This window comes from Rhodococcoides fascians A25f, from assembly GCF_000760935.2.
Taxonomy (GTDB): Bacteria; Actinomycetota; Actinomycetes; order Mycobacteriales; family Mycobacteriaceae; genus Rhodococcoides.
The window spans coordinates 127,780-142,093 of sequence record NZ_CP049744.1 but is presented as its reverse complement, the minus strand read 5'-3'; the positions used below and the strand labels follow the sequence as shown (position 1 = coordinate 142,093).

Below are 14,314 nucleotides of genomic sequence, written 5' to 3'. Positions count from 1 at the left end.
TGTGAACGGGGCCGGTCAGGCGTTGACTGCGTCGACCGGCTGGTCGGCGTGTTCGAGCGTGTTGCTGGTGATGTCGCCCTGCTCGGCCAGCCAGCGCTCGGCGTCGATCGAAGCGGTACATCCGGTACCGGCAGCGGTGATCGCCTGCTGGTAGACGTGATCGACGAGGTCTCCGGCGGCGAAAACGCCCTCCACCGAGGTGGCCGACGACGGGGACGCGACCTTGACGTAGCCGGCGTCGTCGAGTTCGACCTGACCCTTGACCAGCTCGTTACGGGGATCGTGGCCGATGGCGACGAACATCCCGGTGACGTCGAGAGTCGTCTTCTCTCCGGTCTCGGCGTGCTCGAGCGAGATGCCGGTGACACTGGTCTCGCCCAGGACTTCGAGGACCTTGGTGTCGGTGAGGAAGCGGATCTTCTCGTTGTTCTTGGCACGCTCGAGCATGATGCGCGACGCACGGAACTCGCTGCGTCGGTGCACGATGGTGACGCTACGAGCGAACCGGGTGAGGAAGGTGGCCTCCTCCATCGCCGAGTCGCCACCACCGATGACGGCGATGTCCTGGTCGCGGAAGAAGAAGCCGTCGCAGGTGGCGCAGGCGCTGACGCCGCGTCCGAGAAGCTTTTCCTCGCCCGGGATCGACAGGTAGCGTGCTGCTGCGCCCATTGCGAGGATGATCGCGCGAGCCTTGTAGGTCTCGCCGCCCGCGGAGACGGTCTTGATCGGACCGGTCACATCGAGCTCCTCGACGTCCTCGGTGCGGATGTCGGCACCGAATCGCTTCGCCTGCTCGCGCATCTGCTCCATCAGATCGGGGCCCATGATGCCCTCACGGAACCCGGGGAAGTTCTCGACCTCGGTGGTCGTCATGAGTGCTCCACCGAACTGGGTTCCCTCGAACAGGATCGGTTCCAGCTCTGCGCGGGCCGCGTAGACACCGGCGGTATAACCGGCCGGTCCCGAACCGACGATGATGAGATCGTGAACCTTGGGGGTACTCAATGCAGACCTTCCGATCTTGTGCGGCGTGTACTGGCCGCCGACAGCCGAGTGCACACTGCACGCGCCGGTCGACGTACATCTGGTCAACACCACCCTAGAGGCAGTTGTTCCCCGGAGAGAGATGTGTCAGCCGATATCGCGCCGAGTCAGCACGTCGGGGTTGGTACCGCCGCAGTCGTTGCCCACCGCCAAGGCGATGAACTGGGCCGGCTGCGCGCCTGCCAGCACCAGCAGGGTTCCGTCTCGGCCGTCGATCCTGACCCGAGTGGATCCGAGGACGGAGGTTGCGGGGTCGACGTCGTTGGCCGCCAGACACGCCTCGAGGTCCGCCGGATCCGACAGGGCGCCTGCATCACGCTTGCCGAGAATGCTGAAGGCGAAACCGGAGTCGAGGTCGGCGGAATCGAGAATCAGTGACCCGTCGGGTGCCGACGACGGTTCTGCGGCAACGGATTCGGGTGCGTCCGGGGTACGCCACACCGCTGCGAACACGACCGAACCGGCAGCGAGAAGTGCTGCGGCAGCGGCAATTCCGAGAACGACATGACGCCTGCGGGACCGGAACGGAACGACAGCCGGATCGCTGAATTGCGGACCGGATTGCTCGACGGAATGGATCGTGCGATCGATCCGTTCGACGACGTCGGGTGGAATCGACAACGTCCCGGTCGGATCCTCGCCCATCTCGTTGAGCCGAGCCGACACCGCGTCGAGACCGGCGAGGACCTGCATCGACTGCTCGTCGCGACGGACCAGCGGCCACAGCCGACTGCTGACATCCTCGGGCAGGGCATCGGCATGCAGTTCGGCCAACAGCTCCGGTGAGAACGGGGCATCGGGTAGCGCATCGGTGCTCGACGACACGTTCCTGCCTCCCTTCGCCGAATCTGCTTTCTCTCTCACACGATATAGACGCGAGGGGTCTAGATTCGGTTCCCTGCGTCTTTCAAGTAGGCGAGCTGCGTCGAGAGTTTGAGTCGACCACGTGCGCATCGACTCTTGACGGTACCGGTGGGAACGCCGAGCAGAACGGCTGCGTCGGCCACCGAGTAGCCCTCCATGTCCACGATGACGACAGCCGCACGCTGATCGGGCGGCAGCGTCATCAGAGCCTGCCGAACCAGAATGGTGGTCTCCGTCTCGGAGATGCGGTCCCTGGGCGACGCGGGCTCGTGACTTTCGTTCTCGCTCAACGGAACCGAGGGCCGTACTTTGTTGCGGCGGATGCGGTCCAGGCAGGCGTTGACGACGATCTTGTGCAACCAGCTGCGGACGGCGGCGTCGGCGCGGAACGACCCGGCGGTGCGATGGGCGGAAAGCAGAGCCTCCTGCAGAGCATCGGAGGCGTCCTCGGGTGTGTAGCTCGTGCGACGAGCTGTCAGCCACAGATGCTCGTGGTGTCGGTAGATCAAAGTGGCGAATGCGTTCGGCTCCCCGGCCGCATGAGCAGCCAGAAGTTCCGCATCCGTGCGCTCCCCTAGCGCCGAATCGATACGTTCGGTCATACGAAAACGGCTCCCCCCGTGTTAACGCATTGGGGGGAGCCTAGGCCATGGAGACCGTGAAGTACGAAACGAGCCCGGATTCCGTACCGAGCGTCGGGTCTAGGAGTCGAAACCGATCCCGGAGATCGACGTGGCGATGCGGCCGCCCTGCTCTCCGAGTGTGGTGATCCAGACGAGCACGTTCCCGGTGGGCTCGGCGTCGTCGAGGGCGATGTCGGTTCGGCCGTTCTGCAGGGTGGCTTCACCGAGCAGCGTGGTGTCGCTCAGGCTGGGCGAGTCGTTCGGTGCCGACCGGATCTCGACGACGGTTCCCGGGGACGTCGACTCGATCCACGCATTGTTCAGCGCTGTCGCCGGAATCGTGACGAGCAGGCCCACGCCGTTCTTCAGAGCGGGGAACTGCTGAAAGTACGAGTCGGTCGTCCACGCCGTGCTGGGGTCGTTGTCGATCACGTTGGACGCCGTGCTGGGGTTGTCGGCCGAACCCTGCGGCGAGAAGACGCTGACACCGTTCAAGGCAACGGGCCCACCCGTCTCGGCAGGGGGTGCGGCAGTTTCGCCTGCGGGAGGCGCCGCCGCCGGAGTGGTGAGGCCGAATTCCTGGCTGTCGAGGGGCGCATCCGTGCTGTCACCGGCGATCGAGGTGAACAGCCAGTAGCCGGCGAACGCCAGAATGACGACCGTCAACGCACCGAGGATTGCGATGGCGATATTGGTGCGGGTCGATTTGGCCTTCTCGGCGGCGATTTCCTCGGGGTCGGCGAGCGAATGCCCGCTGGCCCCCGGTGCGCGCTGGCCCAGTCGCAGAGCCGGCATCAGATCGGTCTTGTCGTTGACGACGGCGGCCTGATCGAGGACGTGCTGCACGGTGGCAGCCGTACGGATGCCACTGTTCTGCTCCAGCGCCCGCACTGCGACCGCAGAGATCTCGAACGGAACGTCGGGACGAACCTGCCTCGGCTCGAGCGGCGCGCCCTTGTCGTCTCGGTCGGCCGGACGCATGCCGCCGACGCTGCGAGCCGGAGCCGCATCACCGGACACGACCGATCCGCCGGTGGTGTCGGACAGCGGCCACCTGGCCGTGATGAGGGCGTAGAGCATGGCACCGAGACCGCGGACGTCCGAACTCGGATCGGCGTCGGCGAGCGTGGCCGGGAAAGCGAGGACGGCATTGCCGCTGGAGCTGATGCGCACGCGATCGGGGTGATCGATCGACAGGGCACCGCCGCTGCGGTGTGCTGCCTCGGCCGCCGCAGCCAGAACCTTGATCGCGCGAGCAGCCCCGGTGGGAGCAGGCACGGTGTCGGCCATTTCGCGTAGCGACCGGCCGGGCGTCCACTCTGCGACGACGATGCCGCCGGAGCTGCCACGCACCACGTCGAGCACGCGCGCAAGCCCGGGCGAATTGATCCGACCCAGGCGCAGTGTGCGCGAGAGGATCGCCTGCGGACCCTCGGTGCGGTCGGTGGGTGACGCGGTGGACTGCTGGTCGGCGTCGACGAACGTCAGCGCCACCTCGCGGTCCAGCTTGACGTCGTGGGCCTGCCAGAACTTGAGTCCACGTGCGCCGCCGTGCGGAGCCAGGAGTCGGTACCGTCCACCAGCGACGGAGGCACCGGGAATGAGCGTCGGGCCACGAAGAGTCCGCTCGGGCGCGGGGGCAGCCGCACCGGTCGCCTCGGACTTGTCAGTGGTGGCCTTCTCCGTCGCCTTGTCCGTGGTCGGAGCCGTTGCCGTGTCCTCGGACACCGCCTCGGGCTTCGAATCCTTGTCGGTTGTCTTCTTGTCGGCGGGCTCTTCGACCGGCAGTTGTGCCTTCGAGATCGAGATGGTCTTGTCGGTCGGGCGCGACGCCGGAGCGGACTTGGAGATGGATACCGTTCGATCGGCCGGCTTCGGAGCAGGCTCGGTGGCGGCGCTCTTGTCGGTAGTGGCTTCTTCGGCGGTGGCGTCTTCGGCACTCGTCTTGTCGGTAGTCGCCTTGGTCTCCGATTCGACCGCGTCGGCCGTCTCTGCCGACTTCTCGCTGCCCTTCTCGGAATCCGCGGCAGCCTTCGCGGCCTCCGAGGACGCAGGAGTGATTGCCTTGGCGGGAGCCGCTGCCTTGGCCGGCGTCTTGGGCTCGGCCTTCACGGGCTCGGTGCGGTCCTGGGTGTCGACTTCGACTCCGCCGCTCGTTCGGTCGGCTTCGTTTGCTGGAGACTGTGCCGGCCCCCCAGCAACATCGTCGTCGGTCACTGTCACTCCTTCAGGCGAATATGCCCCGTGTTGTTCTGCAAACGGTCGACCCGTGTGGGCGTATGCCCCCGGGTGCCGAGGACCAGGGTACGGGAGCCGATCCCGCGCAGTGTCCCATGTGGGCTCGGTTCGAATAACCGGAATCACGCCGGTTTCTGCAGCGGCCAGATCGGCGTCCCGGTCGGGTGGCGCGCCGCGGAATCTACGAACGACGCGGCTCAGGGCCACCGTGACCGCCAGGACTTCGGGAATCTTGCCGAACCAGAGGATCGAGAACGTGATGCCGAGCATGACGATGGCGTCGATCGCGACGCGGACGAAGTTTCCGATCCAGCCGTTCGTCATTGCATCGAGCCCGAGGATCCGGTCGATCGCGAGCATGGCAGCACCGCCGGCCAGCGAGGCGATGAGGACCAGCCAGATGGTTTTGCCGACGTTGGCCATCCGCAGGTTGCCCAGGCTCTTGTGCAGCAGGTATCCGCCGATGATCGCGCCGACGGTGTAGCCGAGGCCGGTGGCCGTTCCGAGGAGCAGCACCACCTGGTTCGGATCGGACGCGACCATCGGGGCGAGGAGCGACAGGCCGATCTTCACGGCGGTGATGCCGAGGATGATCCAGGTCGGTGTCCAGGCCTGTTCACGTGCGTAGAAGACACGCAGGTGGATCAGCACCAGGGCGTACGGGATGAGGGAGAACGCCGACCAGCTGACGGCCTCACCGAGTCGGCTCGCAACGTCGGCGAATCGGCCGAACCCGTACAGCGCCTCGCCGACCCACGGCCCCGCGAAGGTCAGGAACACCACGATCGGGACCAGCGTCACCATCGTCAGCCGGGTGGCAACGGACAAATCGTCGACGACCGACGGAGTGTCACCGTTGGCCGCATTGCGACTGAGCCTGGGCATGATGGCCGTCAGTACCGTCACGCCGAGGATGCCGTAGGGCAGCTGCAGCACGATCCAGGCCTGCGAGTAGATCGTGTTGCTCGCATCGTCGGTGCCCGACGCGATGTTGGTGGCAACGATCAGCCCGACCTGGCTGATGACGACGTAGAGCACAATGGCGGCGGCCATCGCGCCGAACTTCTTGAGGCGTTCGTCGAATCCCCACAGTGGGCGTAGGTCGATGCGTTCGCGTCGCAGCGCGGGAATCAGGGCCAGTACCTGCGTGATGACACCCGTGGTGACGCCGAGGCCGATGACGAGCACCTGCGTGGTGCTCATTTCGTTCGGATTCAACGTGGGGTCGTCCGGAATCAGGAAGTAGATCCCGAAGACTGCCAGTACGACCAGGTTGTTGAACACCGGAGCCCACGCTCCGGGCTTGAAGTTCTGCCTGGTGTTCAGCACCGCGGTGAGCAGACCGGACAGACCGTAGAACAGCAACGCCGGAAGTACCAGGTACGTCAGCGAGATGGTCAGGTCCTCGTTGACCTTCGGATCCCCCGACAGCATCAGCCGCGCCAGCAGCGGCGCGGCCATGGTCGCTCCGAGCGCAACGGTCCCCAGCAACGCGACTGCGATGGTGAACAGGCGTCGAACGAATGCCCGCCCGCCGTCGGCGTCCTCCTGCTCGGCCCGGACCAGCACCGGAACGACGATCGCTCCCAATACCGCGCCGAGGACCAACTCGGAGATCATGTTCGGCAGAATCGTCGAGACGGTGAACGCACTGGCCAGCCCTGCGCCGAGGGTGGCCGTCATGGCGACCTGCTTGGCGAATCCGGTGATGCGGCTGACCAGGGTTGCTACCGCGATGGATCCCGACGCGGCCAGCAACGACTTCTGCGGCCTCGGCTCGGGCTGCGATGCCGGGTCTGACCCGCCCGGCGGAACTTTCGACGGAGGAACCGTTCCCGACGGCGCCTGGGGGTAGTCCTCGTCACGGAACCGCGGGATGAGTTGGGTGACGGCGTCGTCGGCGGCCGGTTGACCGTCCAGCGGGGGCGGTGCCGGGTACGAGCGCAGCTCGGGAGTCGACTGCCGTTCCCAGGGTGCCGACCGCGGTGGCGTCGTGCGCCGGAAAACCTGTGCTGCCGGCATACGCGACCGCGGCAGGTCCCCGTCGTACGGGACGTTTCCTGTCATGGTCTCTCGTACCCTTCGTCGGCCGGGTCGGGTTGGCCTCTGAATCGATGCCAGAGTCGTCGACCTGCAAGTAACAGTAGGAGAGCGCCGGCGCAGGCGGTAATTATGGCCAGCGCCTGGCCGTACGCGTTCGACCGTACGGACACCGTGGACACTTCGCCGAGTCTGCTGCCGTCGAGCGCCGTCACGGAGAAGTCCACCGACAGGTTGCGGGTGGCGTCGACCTCGGCCGGGACGGTGATGGTTCGTGAGCCACGGGCCGGGAGCTGGGTGACGCCGACGTCACTGATCGTCATTTCCGGTGGCGCATCGACTCGGAGCAGCACGTTGACCGGCATCGGCAGGTCGTTGCGCGCGACGAGCAGCAACGGGCTCTGTTCGGAGGCGAGGGTGTACACGCCGCCCGGCGCGAGCACGGTCACCGATCCGTAGATGGTGTCGATGCCGATCCGGGTCGCGGCGAGTCGGGTGAATGCCATGGTGCCGGTCTTGTCGGCCATCGAACTGGCTCGGCCCGCCGTCGAGAGTGCGCGGAGCATGTCTTCGCGCAGCGGTGCGGTGAACAGACGCGGGGTGAGCGCCGATTGGGGGTCGTCGACCAGCGACTGCATGAGGGTCTCGATCCGATCGCTCTGCGATCGCACCAGGCCGATGGTGCCGGTGTCCAGTTCGGTGGCCGCATCGATGCTGGTCACCGGAGTGCCCGACGTGGGCTCGGCAATCAGCTCTGCCAGCGGGCGAGGCGTCGCCAATCCGGAACGCAGCAGCGAGGACACCGTCGAGAGAATGGCCGACGGCTCGTCTCCCCCTGCGGTCCAGTACTGCGGGGGTGCGACGGTGACGGTGCGCCCGGGCCGATCGGTGCCGACGAGAGCATGGAAGTTGATGGCACCGAGTGCGTCCTGCAGTCGCGCCGTGCGGGAGTCCGTGTCGAGGTCGTAGCGCTGCTCGGCGGGAGTGAGGGCGGGAGTGGACGGGGTAGCTCCCATGCCGGCCAGTGCCGCTGCGGTGGCCGCGTCGTAATGGGCAGCGGCCAGCGTCGAGGGCGGCTGCGATCCCGACGACGGGGTTTCCGACGGCTGGGTTCCGGTCGGAGGAACGTTCGTCGACAGCAGCTGGGCCATCGGTGCCGATGTCGGTGGACTGATGCTGTTGTCGGCCACCAACACGGTTCCAGTGCCCGCCGCGCGCAGAGCGTCGGCGGTGTCGGCGTCCACGCCTCCGGTGGGGCTCCAGGTGAAGCCCCGCGTCGAGGTGATGCCGAGGATGCCGTCGACGACATCTGCAGGCGTGGAGATCGCGCTCTGGATCAGCGAGGCGTCGCCGATGTCGGCCACCGCCCCCAGGTCTGTCTGCGCGAACGGCATCGCAGTCACACAGGTGCTCGACGCGATGGTTTCCAGGCGAGAGAGCCATTGGGTCGCAGCCGCGCTCCCGGTGCCGTCCCGAGCGGTGCTCGCGGGATCGGCCGGATCGTCGACGACGAGGTAGCCGCGGGTCATGTTCGAGACGGTGACCAGTAGGTCGGGATCGATGCCGATGCACAGGCTCGACGCGAGGTTGCCGCCGGGATCGAGGCCCGGTTGCGTCGCGAACTCCACGGCCTTGAGCAGGGTGTCGAGTCGTCCGCCCGAGGCGAGCTCGCCGGCCAGTTCGTCGTCGATCAGTCGCACACGCTCGTCGACCGAACCGGGTAGTCCGGCGGCAAGGCGCGGAATGTCGGCCAGTGGCCACAGCACGGTCATCGCGACGGGGTTGCGCGTGTTCGGAGGCAGCGGCAGCGCGTCGGGAGCAGCTGGGTCCATCTCGCCCGGGTTACGCGGCAGCCCGACGACAGGGAGCAAGAAGCGTGCGTCGTCGAGTCGTGCGGTTCCGCCGTACTCGGGCGTGCCGTTGACATTGAGCAGCAGCGGGTAGACGCCGGGCGCCTCGATCCCGAGCGAGGGCTCGGTAGTGCTGCGCAGTTGCATCGACAGGTCGAACTGGCGGCTCTCGTCCTTCTCCAACGACTCGGCCACCGTGACGAAATCGCCGACGCGGTCGAATCGTTCCTGGTCGAGGGTCAGCGAGGTGCGCAGACCTGCCGTGGTGTCGATGGCGGCCGAGGCCTGCATGCGGACACTGACGTCGTCGACGCGTCGGTCTCCGGTGTTGGTCACCGTGGCCCGGACGGTCACGAACGGGTCGCTGCTGGTGGTGACGGTCGACGGGGCGACGGTCTCGATGCTCAGCGTCAGAAAGGGGTTGCCGGCCTGCGTCATCGGGGTGTCCGGAACGGCGCTGGTGGACTCGACATCGCCGACGGACGCGTCGGGCTGAGCTGTGGCCATCGGAAGCTGCGTGGGGACGACCGCCGCCACCCCGACGGCCGGCGCCACCGCAAGGAGGAACGAGGTCAGTGCGGCGGCAGTGACCTTCCGAGCCCGCACGATCACTTCTCGCCGGGGGTCGGTGCGCTCGAGTTCCCGTTGTTCGTGCTGCTGTTCATGTCGTCGATGAGGCGGGTGGCGATCGCGGCGAGTTTGCGTTCGTCTGCGTAGGCGAGTCGCGACGGCAGTTCGCTCAGCGGTACCCAGGCGACCTCGGTGACTTCGAGGTCCTCGTCCGAGAGTTCGCCGCCGAGGAATCGGAGCAGGTAGTGGTGGACGGTCTTGTGGACGCGTCGGCCCTCGGTGACGAACCAGTAGTCGATGCTGCCCAGCGATGCCAGGACGGTCCCGCGGATGCCGGTTTCCTCGGCCACTTCGCGCATGGCTGTCTGTTCGGCGGTTTCGCCTTGCTCGATGTGACCCTTGGGCAGGGACCAGAGCAGACGTCCGCGACGGTCGGTACGTCCGATCAGGGCGGCGCAGCGGGTGGCGGGCGGACCGTCGAGGCCATCGACCACCAGGCCGCCTGCCGAGGTTTCGCGGACGGTCCGCAGCTTGGGTGCTTCGGTGTCGGCGCGTGCCTGACGCCGCCGCGGGTTGCGGCGACTCCTGTTCGATCGTTCGGCAGCAGACACCCGATCCATACTAGTTGCCCATGCGCACTCTTCTGCCGTGCCGCACCGCGGGGTAAAGGCCGGGACAATCGATCGCCTCGGCGCAAGTAGGCTCTTCCACCGTGGCCGATCAGTCCCTGTCTTCCGTTTCCGCCGAGCAGACCGATGCCCGCCGGGAGAGGTTGCTGGCCGGAGCAGCGGTGACGCTGCGCGAGCTCGCTCCGGTGCTGACTCCGCTCGGTGCTCTGTTCGCGGCCGCCGGGCACGAGCTGTATCTCGTCGGCGGGACGGTACGCGACGCGGTTCTCGGTCGACTCGGCACCGATCTGGATTTCACCACCGACGCCAGGCCCGAGGACGTGCAGGCGATCCTGTCGGGCTGGGCCGATCATCAGTGGGATACGGGCATCGCGTTCGGCACCATCAGTGCGGCCAAGGACGACCAGCAGATCGAGATCACCACCTACCGCACCGATTCCTACGATCAGGTCTCGCGTAATCCCGAAGTGCAGTACGGCAACAGCCTCGAAGAAGATCTCGTTCGACGCGATTTCACGGTCAACGCCATGGCCGTGCGTCTGGGAGCCGACGGCGCACAGGAGTTCGTCGATCCGCTCGGCGGGATGGATGCGCTGCTCGAGGGCGTACTCGACACGCCGTCGGCACCGGAGGTCTCCTTCGGCGACGATCCCCTCCGCATGCTGCGCGCCGCGAGGTTCGTCTCCCAGCTCGGATTTTCGCTGATGCCCCGGGTGCACCGGGCCATCGAGGACATGGCGGATCAGATCGACCGGATCACGGCCGAGCGCATCCAGGTGGAGTTGGACAAGCTGATGCTCGGCGCGCACCCGATCGACGGCATCGACGTGATGTGCGAGACGGGGTTGGCGCAGCGGATCATCCCCGAGGTTCCCAACATGAAGCTCGAGATCGACGAGCATCACCAACACAAGGACGTGTATTCGCACTCGCTGACGGTGCTGAAGCAGGCGATCGATTTGGAAGACGGCGATCCGGATCTCGTATTGCGTTGGGCTGCACTGCTTCACGACATCGGCAAGCCCGATACCAAGCGAAACGAGCCGGGCGGTGGAGTGAGTTTCCACCACCACGAGGTCGTCGGAGCCAAGTTGGTGCGAAAGCGTATGCGCGCCTTGAAGTATTCCAAGAAGATGATCGAGGAAGTCTCGCATCTGGTGTTCCTGCATCTGAGATTCCACGGCTACGGCAAGGGTCAGTGGACCGACTCCGCCGTCCGCCGCTACGCCACCGATGCCGGCGAGCTACTTTCGAAGTTGCACAAGCTCGTTCGAGCTGATTCGACCACCAGGAACAAACGCCGCGCGGCCGCGCTGCAGGCAACGTACGACGATCTCGAAGAGCGCATCGCCCGCATCGCCGAGCAGGAGGATCTGGCCCGGGTACGCCCCGATCTCGACGGCAACGCGATCATGGAGTTGCTCGGCATCCCGGCCGGTCCCGACGTGGGCAAAGCATGGAAGTTCCTCAAGGAACTCCGACTCGATCGCGGACCACTCTCCCGCGAGGACGCCGAAGCAGCGCTGCTCGAGTGGTGGCCCACGCACTAGGCGCGTCCCGCGCACGTGCGCGGAACCTCGTAGCCCACTACGAACTTCCATTCACGACGAGCGAAGCTCGGCCTTGACGAGGTAGACGTTGTAGCTGTCCCACTCCGACATGGTGAAGTACAGCTCGTTCGGCGTCGACCAGGGGTGGATGAAGCCGCCGTACGCCTTCGGGTACTCGGCAGTGTCGATCAACGTGCTGGGCGGGGTCCACTCCCCCTGCGGTGAATTCGCTTCTCGCAGGACGATATCGCCGCGAACGGGGTCGAGGTAGGTCATCTGCCAGAGACCGCGGGTGTCGTCGTGATGAACCGACAGTTCCCCGGCCATACCGTCGGCGATGGGGGTGGCCTCGTTCGAGTCGACCGGAGCCCAGGTGCCGTTCACCCAGTATTGGTATGCGGTCTTGTTCAGCACGTCCGCCTTCGGGACGCGAGCGAGACCGACCTGTCCGACGCGTCCGTTGACGGTACCGAACATGTAGACGTACTCCCCCGCCGGGACCATCGTCGACACCTGGAACTTGGAGAAGCCGAATACGTTGTCCCACTTGGCATGGTCGTCCTTGACCCAGGTGGAACCGTTGTCGTCGGAATAGGCGATGCCGCCGTAGTTGGTCCACCACAGTCCGGGAATCGCGCTCCAGCGCCTGATGGACATGTACGACATGTACTGCCGATCGTCGATGGCGAACCCGGAGGTGGGGATGACTGTGGTCTCCCAGTTCTTGATCTTGCGGGAGGGCAGCAATTCGGCTGCGTGACAACGGGAATCCTGCACCATCGAGTTCAGGGTCATACCGTCGGAGAGGTCGGCGTCGGTGCTGTGTCCCAGGACGTTCGACCGCCAGTCCTCTCCGCCGACGACGCCGAACTCCCACCCCTTGCCGAAGGAATCGCCGAATGCGACAGCGACCTCGCCGGGTCTGCTCTCCCACATGATGCCGAGGTCGGTGCCGTCGACCTGCCAGCGCTTGTCGGTGCGGTTCTCCGATCCCGGTCCGGTCAGCTGCGAGACCACATCGACGTTGCCGACGGCGGGTGCCGCCGGCGGTGGCGTACTCGGCCCTGGCTCTGCTGCGGTGACGGCCGGGGCAGGGGGCGGTGTTGCCGGGGCGCCACCGGGGCCGGGGATCGGAATGGGGATGGTTTCGGGCTGTGGGTCGATCTCGATTCGGGGGAAGGGCAGGCGGCCTGCAGACCCTGTCCCCGACGTGGGTGATTCGGCGGGGTCGGTCAGATCGGGGCACGGGTCCGCGCACGGGTCGCTGAGCGGATCGGCCTGGACGCGGGTGTTGTTCGGGGCCGGGTCGGGTACCGGAACCAGTTCGAGGGACGGGTACTGCACGGGTATCACCAGGCGGTCCGGTAGCGGGGGGAGCTGCGGCGGATTTCCCGGGCCGATGGGTTCGGGTGGATGGTCCTTGGGATCGAATCCTGTTTCGCCGCAAGAGTTCACCGGGGGTGGGGGCGCGGCGAAAGTCGGGGGCGCAGCAAGGACGGCTGTTCCCGCGGCAACCGCGAAGACACAGCCGAGCGATGTTGTGCGGCCGTACATGTGGTTCCCCATCTCCCCGACGAAACGTCCCGGCCCGATACGGAAAGGTACACCACGTCAGCGGCGTGCGCGCCTGCTGACGAGGGCCACTGCAACCAATCCGAGGGCATAGAGGCCCGCTCCGGCGAACACCAGGGCATGCGCAGTGGGATCCTGGTTCAGATCGGTGGTGGTGGGCCCGACGACGAATGCCGCCGCGGCCAGAGCGCCGACGAACGCGATGTTGAAGACCGTGTCCTGCAGAGCGAACACCCGCCCACGGTGGGCATCGTCGATCTCGATCTGCATGGCGGCGTCACCGCTGAGTTTGACGGTCTGCCCGGCGATCCCGAGAAAGAAGGCCCCGATCAGCAGGCTGTTCTGCGTCAGTCCGGAGACGGCTCCGAGCTGGGCCGCGATGGCAAGGACGAGGGCCGTGGCGATCGTGGGGGTCCGTCCGAACCGCGGAACGACGAACGGGGTGATGACGGCCGCGAGGAACATACCGACGGCTGTGGCACCGACGGCTATCCCGAAGCCCGCGAGCCCTCCCGGCAAAGTGCTCGCGGTGGCCTCGCGCAGAACCAACACCATGATCAACGTGTTGATGCCGAACACCACGCGGTGTGCGCCGATACCGATCATGGCTGCCGTCACTCCGGGCGCTCGCCAGACGGCGAGAGCACCCGACTTCAGTCCGGCAGCAACATCTTCCACGGGATTGTCGGTTCGGATCTCGGTGCCCGGTCCGAGTGACCGTGGTCGGAAGCGTGCCGCCGCGATCGCCCCGACGATCGACCCGGTGGCGGCGACACCCACAGCGACACCCGAGCCGAGGTCGCCTGCACCGACGAGGCTGATCACGGCGACGGCGAGCCCGGCACCGGCGGCAGCGAAACCGGACCCGACGGTGGCCAACACCGAGTTCATCGGGACCAACCAGGACTGCCGAACCACATGGGGCAGTGAGGCAGAGGCCCCGGCCAGGACGAACCGGCTCAGCCCGACGGTGGCCAGCGCCAACAGCAACAACGGCGTCGCGTCGACTCCGGCGCACAGCAGGATGGCAGTAGCGACGATCAGAACGATGCGAACGATGTTCGCCCACAACAGGACCGATCGCCGGTCCCAGCGATCCAGAAGGGCTCCGGCGAAAGGCCCGACCAACGAATACGGTACGAGCAGCACCGCAAATCCGGCCGCGATCTCCGCTGGATTGGTCGCGCGCTCGGGATTGAACAGGATTGCACCGCTCAGTGCCGCCTGAAACAATCCGTCGCCGAACTGACCGGCGAACCGAATGGTGGTGAGCTTGCCGACTCCCGGGGACCGACGTAGGCGGGTACGGAAGGAGGCGTCGTTCACCGAGGGGA

General features: G+C 66.5%; 9 protein-coding genes. 1 reads left to right on the top strand and 8 read right to left on the bottom strand.

Annotated features, from left to right (window positions below; all coding sequences use genetic code 11):
• Window positions 1-15 precede the first annotated feature (15 nt).
• The 6 genes from trxB to BH93_RS00645 all read right to left on the bottom strand — a co-directional run bounded on the left by trxB (window position 16) and on the right by BH93_RS00645 (window position 9,840).
• Window positions 16-1,005: a thioredoxin-disulfide reductase gene (trxB, locus tag BH93_RS00670; protein WP_037175214.1), complete on the bottom strand. Its 990-nt coding sequence runs from the start codon at window positions 1,003-1,005 to the stop codon at window positions 16-18.
• Between the two features lie 126 nt (window positions 1,006-1,131).
• Window positions 1,132-1,869 (bottom strand): hypothetical protein, encoded by a 738-nt coding sequence (locus BH93_RS00665; protein ID WP_037175215.1) that lies wholly within the window; start codon window positions 1,867-1,869, stop codon window positions 1,132-1,134.
• 59 nt (window positions 1,870-1,928) lie between these two features.
• Complete coding sequence (gene sigM / locus BH93_RS00660) at window positions 1,929-2,510, bottom strand: RNA polymerase sigma factor SigM (RefSeq protein WP_052058538.1); 582 nt, start codon at window positions 2,508-2,510, stop codon at window positions 1,929-1,931.
• Window positions 2,511-2,609: 99 nt separating this feature from the next.
• The gene (locus tag BH93_RS00655) at window positions 2,610-6,836 is read right to left on the bottom strand and encodes a lipid II flippase MurJ (RefSeq protein ID WP_037174978.1); all 4,227 of its coding nucleotides are present in this window, start codon (window positions 6,834-6,836) and stop codon (window positions 2,610-2,612) included.
• A complete protein-coding gene (locus BH93_RS00650; protein WP_371832080.1) occupies window positions 6,833-9,265 on the bottom strand; it encodes a glycoprotein in 2,433 nt (810 codons plus the stop codon). The genes BH93_RS00655 and BH93_RS00650 overlap by 4 nt, the downstream gene beginning before the upstream one ends.
• A gap of 2 nt (window positions 9,266-9,267) precedes the next feature.
• On the bottom strand, window positions 9,268-9,840 hold the full coding sequence (locus tag BH93_RS00645) for an NUDIX hydrolase (protein WP_032379451.1): 573 nt from the start codon (window positions 9,838-9,840) through the stop codon (window positions 9,268-9,270).
• Window positions 9,841-9,941: 101 nt separating this feature from the next.
• On the opposite strand from BH93_RS00645, the gene BH93_RS00640 reads away from it, so the two are divergent.
• Window positions 9,942-11,408 carry a CCA tRNA nucleotidyltransferase gene (locus tag BH93_RS00640; RefSeq protein ID WP_037174981.1) on the top strand — a complete coding sequence of 489 codons (1,467 nt, stop codon included), beginning with the start codon at window positions 9,942-9,944 and terminating at the stop codon, window positions 11,406-11,408.
• A 51-nt stretch (window positions 11,409-11,459) separates the two neighbouring features.
• Here BH93_RS00640 and BH93_RS00635 read toward each other — a convergent pair whose 3' ends face one another.
• On the bottom strand, window positions 11,460-12,962 hold the full coding sequence (locus BH93_RS00635; protein WP_037174982.1) for a DUF4185 domain-containing protein: 1,503 nt from the start codon (window positions 12,960-12,962) through the stop codon (window positions 11,460-11,462).
• Window positions 12,963-13,019: 57 nt separating this feature from the next.
• Window positions 13,020-14,306: an MFS transporter gene (locus BH93_RS00630; protein WP_037174984.1), complete on the bottom strand. Its 1,287-nt coding sequence runs from the start codon at window positions 14,304-14,306 to the stop codon at window positions 13,020-13,022.
• Window positions 14,307-14,314 lie beyond the last annotated feature (8 nt).

Coding starts and splice junctions, on each gene's coding strand:
- BH93_RS00635 (WP_037174982.1), bottom strand. CDS start 12,962: ATGTACGGCCGCACAACATCGCTCGGCTGTGTCTTCGCGGTTGCCGCG.
- BH93_RS00655 (WP_037174978.1), bottom strand. CDS start 6,836: ATGACAGGAAACGTCCCGTACGACGGGGACCTGCCGCGGTCGCGTATG.
- sigM (WP_052058538.1), bottom strand. CDS start 2,510: ATGACCGAACGTATCGATTCGGCGCTAGGGGAGCGCACGGATGCGGAA.